General features: G+C 72.2%; 19 protein-coding genes. 4 read left to right on the top strand and 15 right to left on the bottom strand.

The genetic code is table 11. The annotated features are described in order from the left end of the window. Positions 1–6: 6 nt before the first annotated feature. The 7 genes from ACFPIJ_RS49565 to ACFPIJ_RS49535 form a co-directional block, all read right to left on the bottom strand. The gene (locus ACFPIJ_RS49565) at positions 7–1,437 is read right to left on the bottom strand and encodes an NAD(P)H-hydrate dehydratase (protein ID WP_380126456.1); all 1,431 of its coding nucleotides are present in this window, start codon (positions 1,435–1,437) and stop codon (positions 7–9) included. Between the two features lie 85 nt (positions 1,438–1,522). After that, entirely contained in the window at positions 1,523–2,281 is a 759-nt protein-coding gene (locus ACFPIJ_RS49560; protein WP_380126455.1) for an SDR family oxidoreductase, read from the bottom strand. Between the two features lie 88 nt (positions 2,282–2,369). Then, positions 2,370–3,713 carry a phosphoglucosamine mutase gene (gene glmM / locus ACFPIJ_RS49555; protein ID WP_380126454.1) on the bottom strand — a complete coding sequence of 448 codons (1,344 nt, stop codon included), beginning with the start codon at positions 3,711–3,713 and terminating at the stop codon, positions 2,370–2,372. 83 nt (positions 3,714–3,796) lie between these two features. Beyond that, positions 3,797–4,318 (bottom strand): 30S ribosomal protein S9, encoded by a 522-nt coding sequence (rpsI, locus tag ACFPIJ_RS49550; protein ID WP_380126453.1) that lies wholly within the window; start codon positions 4,316–4,318, stop codon positions 3,797–3,799. A gap of 20 nt (positions 4,319–4,338) precedes the next feature. Beyond that, positions 4,339–4,782 (bottom strand): 50S ribosomal protein L13, encoded by a 444-nt coding sequence (gene rplM / locus ACFPIJ_RS49545; RefSeq protein WP_203845113.1) that lies wholly within the window; start codon positions 4,780–4,782, stop codon positions 4,339–4,341. A 159-nt stretch (positions 4,783–4,941) separates the two neighbouring features. Further along, positions 4,942–6,291 (bottom strand): nitrate/nitrite transporter, encoded by a 1,350-nt coding sequence (locus ACFPIJ_RS49540; protein WP_380126452.1) that lies wholly within the window; start codon positions 6,289–6,291, stop codon positions 4,942–4,944. 119 nt (positions 6,292–6,410) lie between these two features. Beyond that, positions 6,411–7,112, bottom strand: a complete 702-nt coding sequence (locus ACFPIJ_RS49535) for a hypothetical protein (RefSeq protein ID WP_380126451.1) — start codon at positions 7,110–7,112, stop codon at positions 6,411–6,413. A gap of 380 nt (positions 7,113–7,492) precedes the next feature. Here ACFPIJ_RS49535 and nirB point away from each other — a divergent pair, with 380 nt between their 5' ends. The 3 genes from nirB to ACFPIJ_RS49520 all read left to right on the top strand — a co-directional run bounded on the left by nirB (position 7,493) and on the right by ACFPIJ_RS49520 (position 11,697). Beyond that, positions 7,493–9,943 (top strand): nitrite reductase large subunit NirB, encoded by a 2,451-nt coding sequence (gene nirB / locus ACFPIJ_RS49530; RefSeq protein WP_380126450.1) that lies wholly within the window; start codon positions 7,493–7,495, stop codon positions 9,941–9,943. Then, positions 9,940–10,290 carry a nitrite reductase small subunit NirD gene (nirD, locus tag ACFPIJ_RS49525; protein WP_380126449.1) on the top strand — a complete coding sequence of 117 codons (351 nt, stop codon included), beginning with the start codon at positions 9,940–9,942 and terminating at the stop codon, positions 10,288–10,290. Before nirB ends, nirD begins: the two co-directional genes overlap by 4 nt. A 312-nt stretch (positions 10,291–10,602) precedes the next feature. Further along, positions 10,603–11,697, top strand: coding sequence for a uroporphyrinogen-III synthase (locus ACFPIJ_RS49520; RefSeq protein ID WP_380126582.1), 1,095 nt, complete (start codon positions 10,603–10,605; stop codon positions 11,695–11,697). Between the two features lie 28 nt (positions 11,698–11,725). Here ACFPIJ_RS49520 and ACFPIJ_RS49515 read toward each other — a convergent pair whose 3' ends face one another. From ACFPIJ_RS49515 to ACFPIJ_RS49500, 4 genes are read right to left on the bottom strand one after another with little or no spacing between them, the layout of a single operon-like run. Further along, positions 11,726–11,971: a DUF2630 family protein gene (locus ACFPIJ_RS49515; protein ID WP_380126448.1), complete on the bottom strand. Its 246-nt coding sequence runs from the start codon at positions 11,969–11,971 to the stop codon at positions 11,726–11,728. A 28-nt stretch (positions 11,972–11,999) separates the two neighbouring features. Then, positions 12,000–12,800 (bottom strand): bifunctional hydroxymethylpyrimidine kinase/phosphomethylpyrimidine kinase, encoded by an 801-nt coding sequence (gene thiD / locus ACFPIJ_RS49510; protein WP_380126447.1) that lies wholly within the window; start codon positions 12,798–12,800, stop codon positions 12,000–12,002. A 49-nt stretch (positions 12,801–12,849) separates the two neighbouring features. After that, entirely contained in the window at positions 12,850–14,502 is a 1,653-nt protein-coding gene (locus ACFPIJ_RS49505) for an ABC-F family ATP-binding cassette domain-containing protein (RefSeq protein ID WP_380126446.1), read from the bottom strand. 3 nt (positions 14,503–14,505) lie between these two features. Further along, positions 14,506–15,132 carry a class I SAM-dependent methyltransferase gene (locus tag ACFPIJ_RS49500; protein ID WP_380126445.1) on the bottom strand — a complete coding sequence of 209 codons (627 nt, stop codon included), beginning with the start codon at positions 15,130–15,132 and terminating at the stop codon, positions 14,506–14,508. Positions 15,133–15,857: 725 nt separating this feature from the next. Here ACFPIJ_RS49500 and ACFPIJ_RS49495 point away from each other — a divergent pair. After that, entirely contained in the window at positions 15,858–17,897 is a 2,040-nt protein-coding gene (locus ACFPIJ_RS49495) for a hypothetical protein (RefSeq protein ID WP_380126444.1), read from the top strand. A gap of 1 nt (position 17,898) precedes the next feature. Here the strand turns inward: ACFPIJ_RS49495 and truA are convergent, their stop codons facing one another. The 4 genes from truA to rpsD all read right to left on the bottom strand — a co-directional run bounded on the left by truA (position 17,899) and on the right by rpsD (position 21,153). Then, on the bottom strand, positions 17,899–18,711 hold the full coding sequence (gene truA, locus ACFPIJ_RS49490; protein WP_380126443.1) for a tRNA pseudouridine(38-40) synthase TruA: 813 nt from the start codon (positions 18,709–18,711) through the stop codon (positions 17,899–17,901). A gap of 130 nt (positions 18,712–18,841) precedes the next feature. Then, positions 18,842–19,381 carry a 50S ribosomal protein L17 gene (rplQ, locus tag ACFPIJ_RS49485; RefSeq protein WP_380126442.1) on the bottom strand — a complete coding sequence of 180 codons (540 nt, stop codon included), beginning with the start codon at positions 19,379–19,381 and terminating at the stop codon, positions 18,842–18,844. 29 nt (positions 19,382–19,410) lie between these two features. Beyond that, positions 19,411–20,436: a DNA-directed RNA polymerase subunit alpha gene (locus ACFPIJ_RS49480; protein ID WP_203845101.1), complete on the bottom strand. Its 1,026-nt coding sequence runs from the start codon at positions 20,434–20,436 to the stop codon at positions 19,411–19,413. A gap of 90 nt (positions 20,437–20,526) precedes the next feature. Further along, a complete protein-coding gene (gene rpsD / locus ACFPIJ_RS49475; protein WP_033357645.1) occupies positions 20,527–21,153 on the bottom strand; it encodes a 30S ribosomal protein S4 in 627 nt (208 codons plus the stop codon).

The following is a 21,153-nucleotide window of genomic DNA, read 5'->3' as shown; positions in this document are numbered from 1 at the left end:
GAAAGGTCAGCGGAGGGTGGCCACGGCCTCGGCGAGGTGGGCGGCGACGTCGGCGGCGGTGACCGGGCCCCGCGCGGCGGCGAGCCGGCCCGCCAGGCCGTGCACGAACGCGGCCGCCGCGGCGGCGTGCTCCGTCGGCAGGCCCGCCGCGAGGAGCGAGCCGAGCAGCCCGGCGAGGACGTCACCGGTGCCCCCGGTCGCCAGCGCCGGGGTGCCGGTCGGGTTGACGAACACCCGGCCGTCGGGGGTGGCGATGATCGTCCGGTCGCCCTTGAGCAGCACGACCGAGTCCATCCGGTCGGCCAGGTGCACGGCCGCGGCCACCCGGTCGTCGCCGGGCGCGCCGCCCGCGAGCCGCTGGAACTCCCCGTCGTGCGGGGTGACGACCGTCGGGGCGTCGCGGTCGCGGAGCCAGTCGGCCATCCGGGTGTCGACGAGTAGCGTCAGGGCCCCGGCGTCGAGGCAGACGGGGACGGGCGCGCCGAGGACGGTGCGCAGCTCGGCGTACGCGCGCTCGTCGGTGCCCAGGCCGCTGCCACAGGTCCAGGCCTGCACGCGGCCGGCTTCGGCGACCCGGTCGCTGGCGATCACCGGCGGGTGGTGGGCCCGGACGGCGTCGGCGGCGCTGCCCGCGTAGCGCACGAGTCCCGCCGGGCCGGCGAGCGCACCGGAGACGGACAGGACGGCGGCGCCCGGGTACTGCCCGGAACCGGTCGCGACGCCCACGACCCCGCGGGAGTACTTGTTGTCGTTGGCGACGGGCCGCGGCCACCAGGCGGCGACGTCGTCGGCGTCGGGCACGTAGCAGGCGGGGTGGCCGTCGAGGTGGGGCTCCAGGCCGATGTCGACCACCTCGACGAGTCCGCTGTGGACGGCGCCGGCACCGACGAGCAGACCGGGCTTCAGCACGCCGAACGTGACGGTGATGTCGGCGCGGACCGCCATCCCGGTGACGGCGCCGGTGTCGGCGTCGACGCCGGAGGGCACGTCGACCGCGATCACCGGGGCGCCGCGCAGCGAACCGGACACCTCGGCGACCCGGCTCGCGGCGGGCTCGCGCAGCCCGCCCCGGCCGCCGATGCCGAGGATGCCGTCCACGACCAGGTCGATCCGGTCCGGGACGGTCCTGGTCAGGGCCCCGCCGGCGGCGTGCAGGGCGGCGGCACCGCCCCGGTGGACCCGCTCGGCGTCCAGCACCAGCGCCTCGACGTGCGCCCCGCGCCGGGCCAGCAGCGCACCGGCGTAGAGCGCGTCGCCGCCGTTGTTGCCGGGGCCGACGAGGAGCAGGATGCGGCTGCCGTACACCTTGGGCAGCGTCTGCGCACAGCGCCTGGCCAGACCGGCGGCGGCTCGCTGCATGAGCGTGCCGCCGGGCAGCTGCTTCATCAGGGCCTCTTCGGCCGCACGGACCTGCGCCACTCGCCACGCGGCTCTCATGGTCGGCTCCTCATGCTGCGATGCCGGCTGACACGATCAGAGGTAACCCTGTCATACCGGCGGCGCGCGCGGGCGGTGGGAGGCGTCAGGCCAGGGATGAGCGGATCTGGGCGCCGCCGTCGATGACGAGCGTCTGGCCGGTCATCCAGCGGGACGCCGGGCCGCCCAGAAAGGTGATCACGTCGGCGATGTCGTCGGGCTCGCCGATGCGGCCGAGGGGCAGGTTGTCGCTGAGGAACTGCTCGTTGTTCTCCCACAGCCCGCGGGCGAGCTTGGTGCGCACGATCCCGGGGGCGACGCCGTTGACGCGGACCGTGGGCGCGAGTTCGGCGGCGAGCTGGCGGGTGAGGTGGATGACGGCGGCCTTGGTGGCGTTGTAGTAGCCGATGCCGGGCTCGGTGAGCAGGCCACCGACGGAGGCGACGTTGACGATCGCGCCGCCGCGGGCGGACATCGACGCCTTCCAGGCCAGCTGGCTCCACAGGACCGGGCCGAACTGGTTGAGGCGGACGGTCTTCTCGGCGCGGACCGGGTCGATGTCCATGAGCGGGCCGAAGTACGGGTTGGTGCCGGCGTTGTTGACCAGGACGTCGATCGCGCCGAAGCGGGACATGGCGGCGTCGACGACTGCGCCGGCCTGGTCGGGCTCGGCCGCGTGGGCGACGTGGACGAGCACCCCGGCGGACGGGTGGGCGGCGCGGATCTCCTCCGCGACGGCGTCGAGGGCCTCCTGGTCGCGCGAGGTGAGCACGACGTTGCAGCCCTGCGCGGCGAAGGCAACGGCGGTCGCCTTGCCGATGCCGCGGGAGGCGCCGGTGACGAGAACGGTGCGGGCATCAGTCATGCGCCGCACGTTACTACCGGGTAGCCGCGGGCCGTGATCCGGAAGACCTTGTGCACCCTGGAGTGCCCGGAGTCTTCCGGATCATGGACTAGGCCGGGGAGACCGCGCGGACGATGGCGGCGATCCGCTCGGCGGCCTCGCGGGCGGTTTCCTGGGTGGCCGCCTCGACCATGACCCGGACGAGCTGCTCGGTGCCCGACGGGCGGAGCAGGACCCGGCCGGTGCCGCCGAGCTCGGCCTCGACCTGCTTGGCGGCATCGAGGACCTGGGCGGCCCTGGCCGCGGCGGCGCGGTCACCGACGGGGACGTTGATGAGCACCTGCGGCAGGCGGCGGACGACGGAGGCGAGGTCCGCCAAGGTGCGGCCGGTGCCGGTCATGCGGCCCATGAGGTGCAGGGCGGTGAGGACACCGTCGCCGGTCGTAGCGAACGCCGGCATGATGATGTGGCCGCTCTGCTCGCCGCCGAGGGCGAGGCCCTTCGCGCGCAGCTCCTCCAGGACATACCGGTCGCCGACGCGGGTCTCGAGCAGCCGGATGCCGGCGTCGGCCATGGCGATCTTCAGGCCGAGGTTGCTCATGACGGTGGCGACGAGGGTGTCGTCCTTCAGCAGGCCGCCGTCGCGCATGGCGAGGGCGAGGACGGCCATGATCTGGTCGCCGTCGACCTCGGCGCCGTCGGCGGTGACGGCGGCGACCCGGTCGGCGTCGCCGTCGTGGGCGATGCCGAGGTCAGCGCCGTGCTCGACGACGGCGGCGCGGAGCTGGCCGAGGTGGTTGGAGCCGCAGTCCTCGTTGATGTTGAGGCCGTCGGGGTCCGCGTTGATCGCGATGACGTGCGCACCGGCGCGGCGGTACGCCTCCGGCGCGGCGGACGACGCGGCGCCGTTGGCGCAGTCGACGACGACCTTGAGCTCGACGAGCGGGCCGGGCAGGGACGTCAGCAGGTGCCGCACGTAGCGGTCCTCGCCGTCGGCGAGATCCGTGACGCGGCCGACGCCGGCGCCGGTGGGGCGGGTCTTGGTGCCCTCGGCGATCAGGCGCTCGATCTCGTCCTCGACCTCGTCGGGGATCTTGTGCCCGCCGGCGGCGAAGAGCTTGACCCCGTTGTCGGGCATCGGGTTGTGCGAGGCGGACAGCATCACACCGATGTCGGCGTTCAGGACGCCGGTGAGGTATGCGACGGCCGGGGTGGGCAGGACCCCGACCCGGACCACGTTGGCCCCGGCGCTGGTGAGCCCGGCCACGACGGCGGCCTCCAGCATCTCGCCGCTGGCCCGCGGGTCGCGGCCGACGACGGCCAGAGGCGCATGGGAGTGATCCCGCTCGAACAGCACCTGCGCGGCGGCGATGGCGACCGCCATGGCCAGCTCGGGAGTCAGGTCGGCGTTGGCGCGTCCACGGACGCCGTCGGTGCCGAAGAGTCGCCCCACTGCGATACCTCCGTTGAGCTGTAAGGCCGCGAACGCAAATCGGCCGGGTACACCTCCAGGGTGCACCCGGCCGAGAGGCTTGGTTAGCGCTTCGAGTACTGCGGGGCCTTGCGGGCCTTCTTCAGACCGTACTTCTTGCGCTCGGTGGCGCGGGCGTCACGGGTGAGGAAGCCGGCCTTCTTGAGCGCCGGGCGGTCATCGGGGTCGTTCTCGATGAGGGCCCGGGCGATCGCGAGGCGCAGGCCGCCGGCCTGGCCGGTGGTGCCGCCGCCACGCAGGTTGGCGAACACGTCGAACTGCTCGAGCTTCTCGACGATGACCAGCGGCTCCTTGACGGACTGCTGGTGGACCTTGCTGGGGAAGTAGTTCTCCAGCTCACGGCCGTTGAGAAGGAACTTGCCGGTGCCGGGGACCAGGCGGACCCGGACGATGGCTTCCTTGCGGCGGCCAACGGTCTGGATCGGCTGGCCGGCACGGCGGGAACGGGTCGGGACCTTGGCGGTCGCCTCGACGGCGGGCGCGGGGGTCTCGACGGTGGCGACAGCGGCGGCGGCCGGCTCAGCGGCGGGCTCGGTGTCGATGGTCTCGACGGTCTCGTCGGTCACGCTCAGTCCTTCGTCCGCGCTCACTGCGCGATCTGCTTGATCTCGAACGGCTGGGGCAGCTGCGCGGCGTGCGGGTGCTCGGCGCCCGCGTAGACCTTCAGCTTACGGATCTGCCGGGCACCGAGGCGGTTGTGCGGGAGCATGCCCTTGACGGCCAGCTCGATCGCCCGCTCCGGGTTCTTGGTCAGCAGCTCCTCGTAGCCGACCGCCTTGAGGCCGCCCGGGAAGCCCGAGTGGCGGTAGGCGACCTTGGTCTGCCGCTTGTTGCCGGTCAGCGCCACCTTGCCGGCGTTGATCACGATGACGAAGTCGCCGGTGTCCACGTGCGGGGCGAACGTCGGCTTGTGCTTGCCGCGCAGCAACGTCGCGGCGTGCGTGGCCAGACGGCCGAGCACGACGTCCGACGCGTCGATGACGTGCCACACGCGCTCGATTTCACCCGGCTTCGGGCTGTACGTACCCACAGGTCTACCTTGTCTTCCACGTCGTCGGTTCTGGGGTGCGCTCTCATGGCGGCGCTAAGGGGCGCACGACCACCTAGCGTACCCGAACAGTGGGGACGCCTTGTCATCGCACAACAGCGGTCCACGATACCGGGCCGCTGTTGTGCGGTCAAAACGGCCTCAGACCCCTTCGAGTTTGCGGGGTGAATTGCGCAGGTAGACGAACCAGGTGACGGCGAAGCAGACGGCGTAGAAGGCGAGGAAGGCGATGTATGCGCCGTCGCCGGTCTTGTACGCGAGGAACGACTGCCGGAAGGCGAGGTTGACCAGGACGCCGCCGGCCGCGCCGACCGCTCCGGCCACCCCGATGAGCGCCGTGGCGAGCCGCCGGGACTGGTTCTCGTCGGCGGGGTACTTGGCGCGGAAGATCGCCGGGATCATCTTGTAGGTCGAGCCGTTGCCGATGCCGCTGAAGACGAACAGGGCGATGAAGCCGGTGAGGAACAGCGGCAGGGAGTGCTGCCGGGACGCGACGAGGACCAGGGTCGCGCCGAGCGCCATGCCGACGAAGTTCCAGAAGGTGATTTTCGCGCCGCCGAACTTGTCGGCGAGGGCGCCGCCGATCGGCCGGATGAGCGAGCCGAGCAGCGGGCCGAGGAACGTCAGGTACGCCGCCTTGACCGGGGTGTCGAAGTCCGACTTGAACTGCACCAGCAGCACCTGGCCGAACGCGAAGCCGAAGCCGATGAACGAGCCGAAGGTGCCGATGTACAGCAGCGACATGATCCAGGCGTGCCGGTCCTTGATCACGTCGCGCATGGCGTGCCGGTCGTTCGCGGCGTGCGTGAGATTGTCCATGTAGATCGCCGCGAGGGCGGCCGCGATGACGATCAGCGGCAGGTAGATCAGGATGATCAGGCGCGGGTGGCTCGCACCGGCGGTCGCCAGGACGAGCAGGCCGACGAGCTGCACGGCGGGGACGCCGATGTTGCCGCCGCCGGCGTTGATGCCGAGGGCCCAGCCCTTGAGGCGCTGCGGGTAGAAGGCATTGATGTTGGCCATCGAGGAGGCGAAGTTGCCGCCGCCGACGCCGGCGACCGAGGCCACGAGCAGCAGCGTGGTGAACGAGACGCCGGGCTCCAGGATGATGCCGGCGAGGATGCTCGGGACCAGCAGCATCAGGGCGCTGAAGATGGTCCAGTTGCGGCCGCCGAAGGTGGCGACGGCGAAGGTGTAGGGCAGGCGCAGCACCGCGCCGACGAGCGTGGGCGCGCTGGTGAGCAGGAACTTCTGGGCCGGGTCGAAGCCGTACTTCGGGCCGAGGAACAGGACGAAGACCGACCAGAGGCTCCAGATCGAGAAGCCGATGTGCTCCGACAGGATGGAGACGATGAGGTTGCGCCGGGCGATCTTCGCGCCGGCCTCATCCCAGAAGGTGCGGTCTTCGGGTCGCCAGTCGTTGATCCAGCGACCACGTCGGGGGCGAGGGGGCTGCCCGCCCGGTTCGACGGTTTCCACGGCGAGAGTCATGGTGGGGACCGTATGGATGCCGGATTTCCATCGCGCGCACCCTTCTTATCCTCGCCGAAACGTTTCCCCCACGGCGGCGGTTCGACGATTGTGAGAACCGGCCGCCGTGGGGATTCGCTCTATGCCTTGGTGAAGGTCCAGGTGCCGGTGTCGGGGCCGCCGGCCGGGGGACCCAGCTTCAGCGTCGTGCCGCCGGAGCAGTCGTAGCTGCTCTTCTTGAGGACGGGCTGGGCGTCCACCGCGCCGCCGGTGTCGGCGGTGCCGGTGCCGGCGAAGTCGGCGATCGAGGCCTTGTCCGCGACCCGGACCGCGGCGGGGCTGGTCAGATCGACGGTGACGGTGAGCGTGCTGAAGTCGACGGTGCCGGCGGGCTCCCACGTGCCGGTGGCGGCCGTGGCCGTCTTGATGGTGCCGTTGACCTTGCCGCCGTAACCGAAGCTGCCCTTGACGTCGCCGCCGGAGACGGTGAACGCGAAGGTGACCGGCTGCATCGCACCGAAGTCGACCTGGGCCTTGCCGGCGCCGTCGATGGTCAGCAAAGTGCCGCCACCACCGGTGAAGGTGCCCGTGACCGGGCCGCTGAGCTTGCCGGAGAGGCCGGTGGCCTTCCAGGTGCCGATCAGGCACGGCGCCGCGGCGCCGGTCCCGGTCGCGCCGGCCGGGGCGCCGGACGAAGCACCGGACGACGTCGCCGCGGAGGCGCCGGCCGACGTCTTGCCGCTGCTGCCGGCGCTCGGGGTGCCGGCGCCGTTGCTGCAGCCGGCGAGTCCGACGCCCAGCGCCGTGACGGCCACCAGGGTGACCTTGGCGGTCGAGCGCATCAGGTTCCTCCTCATATCGGGGTCCGTTTCTGTCTACCCCCACGAGCAGATCGCTGAACCCTATCGTGGGAGGATCTGGCACACCCTTCACCGGACCGCACTGCATCGACGTTCATCGACGCCGCCGGGGGCACCTGCGGTAACTTCCTGCTCAAGGGTCGTGTGAGGCGCTCTTAGCAGGCGCGAAACATTCGGGACGCTGGAGCGAAACCGCCCGGCGGCAGCCTTTTGGCCATGTCCGAAGCGGTCGCCATCCCCAGCTCGCAGCCCGGTGTCCCGCCGGCTGCCGCCGGTAACAACGCCGAAACCGTGCCGCCATGCCCGCGTTACCTGAGGGCACCCAGCGTTGCAACGACCAGCATCGATCTGGATGGTGGCCGGTGAAGGTTGTCGTCGTCGGCCATGGCATGGTCGGTCACCGGTTCGTGGAGGCGCTGCGTGCCCGCGACACCACCGACCAGTGGGAGATCACCGTCCTGGCCGAGGAGAGCCGCTCGGCGTACGACCGGGTGCGGCTGTCGGCGTTCTTCGACGGCGCGTCCGCGCAGGACCTCACCTACGACGTGCCGGACGGGGTCGACCTGCACCTCGGCGAGCCGGCGCTGACGATCGACCGGGCCGCCCGGAAGGTCACCACCGCCCACGGCATGTACGAGTACGACGCCCTGGTCCTGGCCACCGGCTCGTCCGCGTTCGTGCCGCCGATCAGCGGCGTCGACCAGGCGGGCGTGTTCGTCTACCGCACGCTGGACGACCTGGAGGCGATCCGGGCGCACGCCGCGGGCCGGGAGGTCGGTGCGGTCATCGGCGGCGGCCTGCTCGGCCTGGAGGCGGCCAACGCGCTGCGCCTGCTGGGCCTGCGCACCCACGTGATCGAGTTCGCACCACGGCTGATGCCGGTGCAGGTCGACGAGGCCGGCGGCGCGGTCCTGCGCAAGTACGTCGAGGACCTCGGCGTCCGGGTCCACCTCGGCGCCGCGACCACCGCCATCCGCCCGAGCCAGTCCGTCAACGCCACCCTGGCGCTGACCCTCTCCGACGGCGCGCACATCCCGGCCGACATCGTCGTGGTGGCCGCCGGCATCCGACCGCGCGACGAGCTGGCCCGCACGATGGGTCTCGCTACGGGGGCGCGCGGTGGGGTGGTCGTCGACGCCGGGTGCCGCACCGACGACCCGGCCGTCTACGCGATCGGCGAGTGCGCCGAGATCGACGGCCGCTGCTACGGCCTCGTGGCGCCCGGCTACGCGATGGCGGAGATCGTCGCCGACCGGCTCCTCGGCGGCGACGCGTCGTTCCCCGGCGCGGACACGTCCACGAAGCTGAAGCTCCTCGGCGTCGACGTCGCCAGCTTCGGCGACGCGCTGCGCACCGACCTGCTCGACGTCGTCTACCTCGACCCGGCCAGCGGCACCTACGCCAAGCTGGTCCTCTCCGACGACGCGCAGACCCTGCTCGGCGGCATCCTGGTCGGCGACGCCAGCTCCTACCCGGCGCTGCGGGCCAGCGTCGGCGGGCCGCTGCCGGCCTCGCCCCTCGCGCTGCTCGCCGGCGACGCGCCCCGGGCCGCACTGTCCGAGGACGCCCAGATCTGCTCCTGCAACGCGGTCACCAAGGGCCAGATCACCGCGGCGATCCACGAGCAGGGCTGCGCCGACGTGCCGGCGTTGAAGGCGTGCACCCGGGCCGGCACCAGCTGCGGCTCGTGCGTGCCGCTGCTCAAGCAGCTGCTCGCCGAGGGCGGCGTCGTGGCCAGCAAGGCGCTGTGCGAGCACTTCACCCAGTCGCGCGCGGAGCTGTTCGACATCATCCGGGTCCGCGACATCCGCACGTTCTCGCAGCTGGTCGCCGAGCACGGCACGGGCCGCGGCTGCGACATCTGCAAGCCGACGGTGGCCTCGATCCTCGCGTCGCTGCACAACGACTACGTCCTGGACGGCGAGCAGGCCGCGCTGCAGGACACCAACGACCACTTCCTGGCCAACATCCAGCGCAACGGCACCTACTCGGTGATCCCCCGGATCCCCGGCGGCGAGATCACCCCCGACAAGCTGATCGTCATCGGTGAGGTCGCCCGCGACTTCAACCTGTACACGAAGATCACCGGCGGGCAGCGCATCGACCTGCTCGGCGCCCGGGTCGAGCAGCTGCCGGCGATCTGGCACCGGCTGGTCGAGGCCGGGTTCGAGTCGGGGCACGCCTACGGCAAGGCACTGCGCACCGTGAAGTCGTGCGTCGGGTCGACCTGGTGCCGCTACGGCGTGCAGGACTCCGTCGGGCTCGCCGTCGAGCTGGAGCTGCGATACCGCGGGCTGCGCGCACCGCACAAGCTCAAGTCGGCCGTGTCCGGCTGCGCCCGGGAGTGCGCCGAGGCCAAGGGCAAGGACTTCGGCATCATCGCCACCGACAACGGCTGGAACCTCTACGTCGGCGGCAACGGCGGCTTCCGGCCGCGCCACGCCGACCTGCTGGCCAGCGACCTCACCACCGAGGAGCTCATCACGCTCGTCGACCGGTTCCTGATGTTCTACATCCGCACCGCGGACCGGTTGCAGCGCACCTCGGCCTGGATCGAGGCGATGGAGGGCGGCCTGGACTACCTGCGGGCCGTCATCGTCGAGGACTCCCTCGGCATCGCCGACGAGCTCGACGCCATGATGGCCCACCACGTCGGCTCCTACGTCGACGAGTGGCGGGCGACGATCAACGACCCGGAGCGCCTCTCCCGGTTCGTCTCGTTCGTCAACGCGCCGGACACCCCGGACCCGACGATCACGTTCGCATCCGAACGCGGACAGCCTGTTCCCGTCGTCCTTGGAGTGCGCTCATGAAGTGGACCGTGGTCTGCCCGTATCCCCGCCTGGAGCCGGAGCGCGGCGTCGCCGCCCTGGTCGACGGGGCACAGGTGGCACTGTTCCGCGTGTACGACGGCGAGGTGTACGCCCTCGGCAACCTCGACCCGATCAGCGGCGCGGCGGTGCTGTCCCGCGGCATCGTCGGCAGCCGGGGCGACGTGCCGACGGTCGCGTCGCCGATGCACAAGCAGGTGTTCGACCTGCGCAGCGGCGAGTGCCTGGACCAGCCCGGCGTGCGGGTGCCGGTGTACCCGGTGCGGGTCCGCGAGGGCCTCGTCGAAGTGGCGACCCCCGCGCAGGTGCCGGCCGAGGTGGTCACGTGAGCGGGCCGCAGCGCAGCGGAGGAGCCGCGAACCAGGAGCTCAGCGCGGGGCTCAGGCCGGCGCCGGAGCGCACCGGAGGTGGCGGCATGAGCAGGCCGCAGCGCAGCGGAGGAGCCGCGAACCAGGAGCTCGGTGCAGCCTCAGGCCGGCGCCGGAGCGCAGCGGAGGTGGCGGCATGAGCAGGCCGCAGCGCAGCGGAGGAGCCGCGAACCAGGAGCTCGGTGCAGCCTCAGGCCGGCGCCGGAGCGCAGCGGAGGTGGCGGCGTGAGTGCAAGCAGCACGCTCGAAGCCCGGCCGACCTCCGGTGAGGACCTGCCGCTGGCCGGGTTCACCGTGGCGGTCACCGCCGACCGGCGCCGTGACGAGCTCAGCGCACTGCTCGAACGGCGCGGCGCCCGGGTGGTGCTCGCGCCGGCGCTGCGCATCGTGCCGGTCGCCGACGACACCGAGCTGAAGGCCGCGACCGTCTCGTGCGTCGACGTGCCGCCGGAGATCGTGATCGCGACGACCGGCATCGGCCTGCGCGGCTGGATCGAGGCGGCCGAGGGGTGGGGCCTCGGCGAGGCACTGCGGTCCCGGCTCAGCGACGCGTACCTGATCGCCCGCGGCCCGAAGGCGAAGGGCGCGGTCCGCGCCGCCGGCATGATCGAGGCCTGGTCGCCGGACACGGAGAGCTGCGACGAGGTCCTCGACTTCCTCCTCGGCGGCGGGTTCCCGGGCGGGATCGCGGGCCGCAGGATCGCCCTGCAGCTGCACGGCGAGCCGCATCCGGAATTCACCACCGCCCTGCGGGACGCCGGTGCGATCGTCGTGGAGATCCCGGTGTACCGGTGGGCCCCGCCCGTCGACCCGGCACCGCTGCGACGGCTCGTCGACCTGATCTGCTCGCGGCTGGTCGACTCGGTCACGTTCACGTCGGCGCCGGCGGTCAGCTCGCTGCTGCGCGTCGCCGGGTCGGAGGCGCCGGACGTCCTGGAGGCCCTGCGGACGGACGTTCTGGCCGCCTGTGTGGGTCCGGTGACCGCCGCGCCCCTGAAGCGGCTGGGCGTGCCCGTGGCGGCGCCGCAGCGGGCCCGCCTGGGCGCGCTCGTGCGGATCCTCGTCGACGAGCTGCCCAAACGCGCGCCCACCCTGCACGTCGCGGGCGCCGCGGTCACGCTGCGTGGCCACGCAGCGATCATCGACGGCACGCTCAAGCCGCTCGCCCCGGGCCCGATGGCGGTGCTGCGCGCGCTCGCAGCGTCGCCCGGACGGGTGCTGTCCCGGGCGGCGCTGCTGCGCGAGCTGCCCCGCGGCGCCGACGAGCACGCGGTCGAGATGGCCGTGGCCCGGCTGCGGGCCGCGCTCGGCGGCCCCGCGTTCGTGCAGACGGTGGTGAAGCGCGGCTATCGGCTGCGAGTGGACTAGGGGGCTTCCCACCGCGGGAGTGCTCGACCTACTGCAGGTAGTGCTCGACCTCGTCGAGGGTGTGTGCCTGGACCTCGTCGGGCGAGATGCCCTGCAGCTTCGCGGCGCGCCGGCGGCGCAGCAGGTCCCACAGCTGGTCGAGCTGCGCCTCGATGTCGCCGAGCAGCTCGCGCTCATGCTCCTCGGTGATCTTCCCGGCCTGCAGCTGGGTCCGCAGTTTGTGCTCGTCGTCCACGAGCGTGGAGATCTGGTGGATCAACGTCTTCTCGTCCATACGTGCATCATGCCTGTTGGCCGTACCACTACCGCAGGGTGAGGGCCGACCAGCCGAACTGATCGATCGGGCCGGTGCCGGCGCCGATCCGCCAGTCCGCGGCGTCGCTGATCGCCCGTCCGACGAACCCCTTCGACCAGGCGATCGCCTCCGCCGGGTCGTCGCCGAGGGTGAGCCGGGCCGCGACCGCGGTTGCGAACGTGGCGCCGCTGCCGTCGGTGTTGCGGCTGCTCACCCTGGGGCTGTGCAGCAGCCGGGCGGCGCCGTCCGCCCAGACCACGTCGATCGCGTTGTCGCCGGCGACCAAGTCGCCGCCCGTGACCACCACGTAGCGGGGACCGCCCGCCGACAGCTCCGCGGCCGCCTTGGCCATGTCGTCGGGGGTGACGACCTCCCAGCCGACCAGCAGTGACGCCTCCTCCCGGTTGGGGGTGGCGACGAGCGCGTGCGGCAGGAGCCGCTCCAGGGCCGCCGCGAGACCCCTCCGGTTGCCGCCGGCGGTCTCCAGCACGGGGTCGACGACGAGGTTCGGCAGTGCCCCGGACCGGGCCCGCGCGGCGACCGCGATCGCCGTCTCCGCGTTGGGGAACATGCCGGTCTTGACCGCGGCCACCGGCAGGTCCTCCAGGACGCTGCCGAGCTGCCCGGACACGACGGTCGTCGGCTGCGCGTACACGTCGGTGGTGCCCCGTGTGTTCCGCGACACCACCGCCGTCACGACCGACGCCCCGTGCATCCGCATCGCGGCGAGGGTGCGCAGGTCAGCCTGTATTCCGGAACCACCGGACGAGTCGGACGCGCCGACGGTGAGCACAACTGAGGGATCCACCGGGCCAATGTGAGCACGTGGTGACGCACCGCCACGGACAGGGCGTCCGTCAGCCGCGCCCCTCCCACACCGGCTCCGGCACCTCCACGACCTCGCCATCGGCACGGAACAGCACGAAACGGTCGAAAGACCGGCTGAACCAGCGGTCATGCGTCACCGCGATGACGGTCCCGTCGAAGCTGCGCAGCCCCTCCTCCAGGGCCTCGGCGCTGGCCAGGTCCAGGTTGTCCGTGGGCTCGTCGAGCAGCAGCAGCGTCGCCCCGGACAGCTCCAGCAGCAGCACCAGGAACCTGGCCTGCTGCCCGCCGGACAGGGTGCCGAAGCGTTGATCGGCCTGCGCCGCCAGCTCGTAGCGCGACAGCGCCGGCATCGCCTGCGGCCTGGGCAGCCCGCTGCGCCAGTCGTCACCGCGCCAGAGGATCTCCACCAGGGTCTTGTCCAGCAGCTCAGGGCGGTCATGCGTCTGCGAGAAGTGCCCGGGCCGCACCCGCGCGCCGAGCCGGACCTGCCCGCCGTGCGCCACCGGCGCGATCTGCACCCCGATCGGCGTCTGCGTCGGGTCCGGGTCGGTGCCGCCACGGGCCAGCAGCCGCAGGAAGTGCGACTTGCCGGTGCCGTTGCCGCCGAGGACCGCGACCCGGTCGCCGTACCAGATCTCCAGGTCGAACGGGTACGTCAACCCGTCCAGCTCCAGTTGCTCGCACATGACGGCCCGCTTGCCGGTCCGCCCACCGGCCAGCCGCATCCGGATGTCCTGGTCCTTCGGCGGGGTCGGCGGCGGGCCCGCCTCCTCGAACTTCTTCAGCCGCGTCTGGGCCGCCTGGTACCGCGACGCCAGCCCGTCGTTGTAGGCGGCCTTCGTCTTGTACATGAGGACGAGGTCCTTGAGCTTCTGATGCTCCTCGTCCCAGCGGCGGCGCAGCTCGTCGAGGCGCTCGTGCCGCGCGACCCGCGCCTCGTGCCAGGAGGCGAACCCGCCCGGATGCACCCACGCCGAGCCGCCCTCGACCGCCACGACCCGGTCCGCCGATCTGGCGAGCAGTTCGCGGTCGTGCGACACGTAGAGCACCGACTTCGACGATTCGCGCAGCCGCTCCTCCAGCCAGCGCTTCCCGGGCACGTCCAGGAAGTTGTCCGGCTCGTCGAGCAGCAGCACCTCGTCGTCCCCGCGCAGCAGCAGCTCGAGGGCGAACCGTTTCTGCTGCCCGCCCGACAGGGTCCGGACCGGCCGGTCCCGGGTCTCGTCCCACGGCTTGTTGAGCGCGGCGACACTCACCGTGTCGAAGAGGACCTCGGCGTCGTACCCGCCGGCCTCCCCCCACGCCGCCAGGGCGTTCGCGTAGCGCAGCTGCGCCTTCTCGGTGCCCTCCGCGTGCATCGCCAGCTCCGCGGCGTGCAGCCGCTCCCCCGCCTTCTGCAGGCCGGCTGGGGCGAGCTGCAGCGCCAGGTCGTACAGCGTGCGATCGTCGCCGATCATGCCGATGAACTGGCGCATCACGCCCAGCCCGCCGGACCGCGCGATCACGCCCTCCCGCACCGGCAGGTCACCGGCCACCATCTTCAGCAGCGTCGTCTTCCCGGCGCCGTTGGGCCCGACGAGCGCGACCTTGGCGCCCTCACCGACCCGGAACGACACCTCGGCGAACAGCTCACGACCATCTGCGAGGGTGTGCCCGACCCCTGCCACGTCCACGTATCCCACGAGTCAGGAATTCTGCGCCGCTGCCGGTCGCACGTCGCCCGCTTTTCGGACTTCGAAGATCCGGAAGCCCTTGTGGTTGGCGTGCCGCTCGGCGCTGAACCCCTGCTCGACCAGCCACCGCTGGAGCGAGTCCGCGCCCAGGTTCTTGGCCACGACCAGCCACGCGGTGCCGTCCGGGGTCAGCCGCGGCAGCCAGCGCAGCAGCAGCGCGTGCAGCTCCGGCTTGCCGATCCGGATCGGCGGGTTGGACCAGATCTGCGCGAACCCGACAGTCTCCGGCACCTCGTCCGGCAGCGCGGTGATCACGTTCGGGCCGGTGTTCTCACCTGCGAGGTCGAGGGCCCGCTGGTTGACGTCCACGGCGTAGATCGTCGCCTGGGGCGCGTTCGCGGCGAGGACCGCGGCGATCGGGCCGTAGCCGCAGCCGAGGTCCAGCAGGAACCCGGTCGTCGCGGCGCCCGGCAGCGGCGCCCGCTGCAGCAGCACCGACGTGCCCGGATCCAGCCGGCTCGCCGAGAACACCCCGCCCGCCGCCTTGAGCCGGAACTCCTGGTCGTCGATGGTGAACACGACGTCGTGCCGGATTTCGGCCGCCGCCGGCTCCGCGGTGAAATAGTGCTCGCCGGACACGATGCGCCTCCCTTGACCGATGCCGCAACGCATTGTCCCCAAGCAGGTGAACGGCCCTGCTTGCGCCCCACTCGTTCGGATTGCGCGAAACATCGCCGACACGCCATCACCCAGGACGGTCGGCTACCCTGTGCGACATGACTTCTGGGAACGAGCAGCGCCGCAAGCGGCGTTCCGACTCGTTCCGCCGGGACGAGGCGGACGAGGCCGACAACTGGTTGGCCGGGCTCCGGGGCAGCGGACCGGACCCGTTCTCGGCGCCGCCGCCGTCGTTCGACGAGCCCGGCTTCGACGACGGGCCGCATGGCGGGCGGCCTGGTCGTTCGCGTCCTGACGACTCGCCGAGCGGTGTGTACGGCCGGCTGCCGCGGGACGATTCGCCGAGCGGGTCGTCCCGGGGCCCCCGCGGGGAGTCGCCGAGCGGGTCCTTCCGGGCCGGGCCGCCGCCGGTTGATCCCCGTGGGCCCGAGGGGCCCGCTGGTGGGCGGCGCAGGCCCCGGGGAGAGGACCCGCCGAGCGGGTCGTTCCGGGCACCTCGCGACGACTCCCCCAGTGGTTCCTTCCGCGCTCCTCGCGACGACTCGCCGAGCGGTGTGTTCCGGGGACCTCGGGAGGACTCCCCCAGTGGTTCCTTCCGGGCACCTCGCGACGAGTCGCCGAGTGGGTCCTTCCGTGCACCGCCTCGCTCCCCTCGTGACGATTCGTCCAGTGGCACCTTCCGGCCGTTGCGGGACGACGCCGCCGGCGGGGCGTTCCGGCCCGTCCGCGACGAGCCCGCCGGTCCCCGGGCCGGGCGCGGCGACTCGCCGAGCGGGGTCTTCGCCCGGTCAGCATCGCCGCCGCCGCCGGCACGCGCCGCGATCGAGCCGCCACCCCCGGTCGACACCACGGAATCGCGTGGCGGCCGCCGACGGGCCCGCGCCGAGGACGAGCCGGCCAGGCGGGGTCCGGACGGTCGCCCTTCGCAATCGTACGAACACGGCCCCGCCCTGGTCCCCATCATCAAGCCGCTCGACGACTCCACGCCGCCCCGGCCCGCGACCGAGCCGCCGCCGCTCGTGCCGATCTTCCCGACGATGCGTCCCGAGAGCAGCCCGACCAGCGGCGGCGCGACCGGCCGCCGGGCCCGCCGCGAGGCGGAGGAGGCCGACACGACGTCGACGGGTGCCCGCCGGCGGTTCGACGAGCCCGCCCCGCCCGCTGGGCGCCGGGCCCGTCCCGACACCGACAGCGGCCGGGAGAGCCCGACCTCCGGGCGGCGGGGGCCGGACACGCCGGTGGGACGGCGGGCGTTCGATGGGGGTACATCTCCCGCGGCGGGAACGGACAGCACCACCGGCCGCCGATCCCGCGCCGCCGAGGACCCGGCCGCGTTCCGGCGCGACGACACCGGCATGTCCCGGCGCGGCGGCTTCGAACCTGTCGGTCCGGACAGCGGCGTGGGGCGGCAACGCTCCGGCCCGCCGTTCACCGGCGGGCCCGCCACGGGGTCCGGCTTCGGCCCTGCCACGGGATCCGGTCCGCGCGGCGGCTTCTACACCGGCGCCCCTGACGACACCGCCGGCCTGCGCCGGGACGACACCGGCGCCGGGCGGCGGGGGCGGGGCGGCTTCGACGAGGCCCCCGCGCGCCGCGACGACACGGGCACGGCGCGGCGCCGACGGGACGGTTTCGAGCCCGTCGGGTTCGAGCCCGGCGGAATGGACCGGGCCGGGCTTGACCGGGCGGGGCCGGGTTATGAGCCGCCGAGTGCGGCGTTCGAGGCGAGCGGCACCGCCACCCGGCGGCGTCCCGTGGCTGACGAGGCGCCCCACCAGCGGCGCCCCCTCGACGACGGGCTGCCGTTCGACGAGCCGGCCGGCGCCGGTCGGCGCGGCGGCCGTGGACGCGGCACCGGGGAGTACACCGGCACCGGCACCCAGCGGGCGCTGCGGGAGCCGGCGGGCAAGCGGCCCGCGGGTCGCCCCGACAGCCGCCGGCCCGGCGCACCGCGCACGATCGTCGCCGACCCCGTCGAGCACCGGCCGCACCGCTGGATCGCCGCGTTGAGCGTCATCGGCGTGGTCGTCCTGCTCGCCGCGTGCGGCCTGGGCTCCTGGTTCATCTTCAAGGACGAGAAGAACGGGCCCGAGTCGGCCCGCTCCAGCACCGCCGCGGGCCCGAAGAAGCGCGACATCAGCAGCCGCCAGGTCGACCCCAACCCGCTCACCGAGGCCGAGGTCTTCCCGCAGAACAGCATCGTCGCGGTTGCGGACGAGCCGCCGTACCTGATCCTCAAGACGCAGGCGTCCCCCGACTGCAAGACCGCCGCCACCGACGAGCTCGCCACCCTGCTGGCCGGCGCCGGCTGCTCGGAGGTCGTCCGGGCGACGATGAAGAACCCCAGCGAGGAGTACCTGATCACGGCTGGGATCTTCAACCTCGACACCGAGAAGGCCGCCGCGACCGCCTTCGACGGCGTCAAGCCGATCGTCGACGGGCAGAAGGGCCGCTTCGCCGGGATGAGTGTCGGCGCGGGCACCGGCACCGACGCGATCGTCCGCGCCCCAACCCAGCTCGGCTGGAACTACCGGGGGCACTTCATCGCCTTCGTGGTCATCGCCAGGGTGGACGGGAAGGACTTCGCGCCCGACGACCCGTATCCGAACCAGATCACCTACGACATCGTCGAGACGTATCTGGAGAACGGCATCATCGGCAACCGCGCGATCATCCAGCCGGAGGCGACCCCGGCCGCGTCCCTGCCCGCCGTCCAGACCAGCTAGCTCAGTCCGCGTCGCGGCGGCGGCGGGTCAGTTCCGAACGGCTGCGCAGGTCCGCCGGATCCTCCGGGTACCGGACCTCCACCAGCGAGAGCCCGTGCGCCGGCGCCACGGTCACCTCGTCGGCCCGGACCCGCCGGCTGAGCAGCCCCGCGGGCCACGACACGGCGCGCCGGCCGTCGCCGACGAAGAGCTGGGCGCCGACGAGGCTGCGGACCATCTGCTGGCAGAACGCGTCGGCCTGCACGGTCGCCACGAGGATGCCGTCCGGGTCGCGGCGCCAGTCCAGGCGGTTGACGGCGCGGATCGTCGTGGCGTGCTCCTTGCGGCGGCAGAAGGCGGCGTAGTCGTGCTCCCCCACCAGGCCCTCCGCAGCGGCGTTGAGGGCGTCCAGGTCGAGCGGGCGGGGCCAGGCGACCGTGTCGTGGCGGCGCAGCGGCAGGGCGCCGTGCACGGCGTCGGTGACGCGGTACTCGTAGCGCCGTGACAGGGCCGAGAACCTGGCGTCGAACTCCGGCGGGACCTCTGCCGCGGCGAGCACGCGGACGTCCAGGGGCAGCAGGCCAGCGAGTTTGCGCAGCAGCGCGCCGGAGATGGCCTCCCAGCGGTCCGCGGGGACGTCGACGTGGCAGACCTGGCCGGTGGCGTGGACGCCGGCGTCGGTGCGGCCGGCGACGGTCAGGCCTTCCACGGTGCCGAACAGGCGGGTCAGGACGGTGGTCAGCTCACCGGCGACGGTGCGGCGGTCCGGCTGGATCGCCCAGCCGGAAAAGTCGGTCCCGTCATACGCCACGTCGAGGCGGACACGGATGCTCAACGTTCACCCTTCGAAACAGTCGGCCGGTCGCCCGCGCAGCGTGGCACCCGCGCGGCGGGGCACCCCGCCAATGAAGAAGCCCGGCACCCCAGTGACGCAGGGTGCCGGGCCGTCGACTTCAGGCCTGTGATCAGGCCTTCTTCTCGTCGTCCTCGTCCGCGGCGGCGTCGGCCGACTCCGCAGCGTCGTCGGACGCAGACGCCGCGGCAGCGGCCGGAGCGTCTTCGTCCTCACCGGCGAGGACCGCGATCGAGTCGGCCTTGGCGGCCTTGCGAGCGGCGGCCTTGCGCGGCGCCGGCGCGACGGCGACCTCGAGCTCCTCGACCAGCTCGATGATCGCCATGGGAGCGGCGTCACCCTTGCGCGGGCCGGTCTTCACGATGCGGGTGTAGCCACCCGGCCGGGTGGCGAACCGCGGCGCGATCTGGTCGAACAGCTGGAACACCACGTCCTTGTCGCGCACCACGGCGAGCGCTTGACGGCGCGCGTGCAGGTCTCCGCGCTTGGCCTTGGTGATGAGCTGCTCGGCGAGCGGGCGCAGCCGCTTGGCCTTGGTCTCGGTGGTCTTGATGCGTCCGTGCTTGAACAGCGAGGTGGCGAGGTTCGCCAGCATCAGCTTTTCATGCGCGGGGCTGCCGCCGAGGCGGGGACCCTTGGTGGGCGTGGGCATTGGGGCTCCTCAAATCGAACAGCAGCCGGTTAGAGCTGCTCGGTCTCGCGGTAGTCGTCGGTGTCGTCGTAGGAAACATCGGCGAACGAGTCCACGACGTGTGCCGGGTCGAACGTCGGGGCGGAGTCCTTGAGACCCAGACCCATCCCGGCGAGCTTCATCTTGACCTCGTCGATCGACTTCTGACCGAAATTCCTTATATCGAGGAGGTCTGCTTCCGTGCGGCTGATCAGCTCCCCGACGGAGTTGATGCCCTCGCGCTTGAGGCAGTTGTACGAGCGGACGGTGAGGTCGAGCTCCTCGATCGGCAGTGCCAGGTCGGCAGCGAGCTGCGCGTCCTGCGGCGACGGGCCGATGTCGATGCCTTCTGCGGTCTCGTCGAGCTCACGGGCCAGGCCGAACAGCTCGACGAGCGTCATGCCGGCGGAGGCCAGCGCGGTCCGGGGGGTCAGCGACGCCTTGGTCTCGACGTCGATGATGAGCCGGTCGAAGTCGGTGCGCTGCTCGACGCGGGTGGCCTCGACGCGGTAGGTGACCTTGAGCACCGGGGAGTAGATCGAGTCGATCGGAATCCGACCGATCTCCTGGCCCTGCTGCTTGTTCTGGTTCGCGGTCACGTAGCCGCGACCACGCTCGACGGTCAGCTCCATGTCGAGCCGGCCCTTGCCGTTGAGCGTGGCCAGCTTCAGGTCGGGGTTGTGCACGGAGACGCCGGCCGGGGGCTGGATGTCGCCCGCCGTGACGTCACCGGGGCCCTGCTTGCGCAGGTACATCGAGACCGGCTCGTCGTGCTCGGAGCTGACGCACAGCTCCTTGACGTTCATGACGAGCTCGACCACGTCCTCCTTGACACCGGGGATCGTGGTGAACTCGTGCAGCACCCCGTCGATCTTGATGCTGGTCACGGCCGCGCCCGGGATCGAGCTGAGCAGGGTGCGACGCAGCGAGTTGCCGAGGGTGTAGCCGAAGCCCGGCTCGAGCGGCTCGATGGTGAACTTTGACCGGGTCTCGCTGATGGACTCTTCGGCGAGGCTCGGACGCTGTGAGATAAGCACTTGCGGTTCCTCCAGTTCGTTGCGCGCCCACTATTTGACGCGCTCCGACGAGGAGGCGGAGCATGATCGCCCCGCCTCCGTAAAGCCGTGCTACTTGCTGTAGAGCTCGACGATCAGCTGCTCCTGGACCTGGGTGTCGATGACCTGCCGCGCGGGCAGGCTGTGCACCAGGACCTTGAGCTCGCTGGGGATGAACTCCAGCCACGCGGGGACGGTCTTGCTGCCCGCGAGACCCTGTGCGATCTGGAACGGCGTGAGCTCCCGCGACTTCTGCCGCACCTGCACGATGTCGTGCTCGCGCAGCCGGTACGACGGGATGTCGACCTTCTTGCCGTTGACCTGGATGTGGCCGTGGCTCACCAGCTGGCGGGCCGCGTCACGCGAGGTGGCGAGGCCGGCCCGGTAGACCACGTTGTCGAGGCGCGACTCAAGGATCTTGAGCAGCTCCTCACCGGTCTTGCCCGGCTTGGCGACAGCCTCGTCGAAGTAGCCGGCGAACTGACGCTCGAGGACGCCGTAGATGCGGCGGGCCTTCTGCTTCTCGCGCAGCTGCAGGAGGTACTCGGTCTCTTTCGGCCGGCCACGGCCGTGCTGGCCGGGCGGGAAGGGGCGCGACTCGAACGGGCACTTCGGCCCGTCGCACTTGCTGCCCTTGAGGAACAGCTTCATCTTCTCGCGACGGCAACGGCGGCAGTCGGCACCGGTGTAACGAGCCAT

It is taken from the genome of Dactylosporangium cerinum (assembly GCF_042653625.1).
Lineage (GTDB): Bacteria > Actinomycetota > Actinomycetes > Mycobacteriales > Micromonosporaceae > Dactylosporangium > Dactylosporangium cerinum.
Note: the sequence above shows the minus strand (reverse complement) of the source record. Positions and strands in the feature narration are given on the sequence as shown.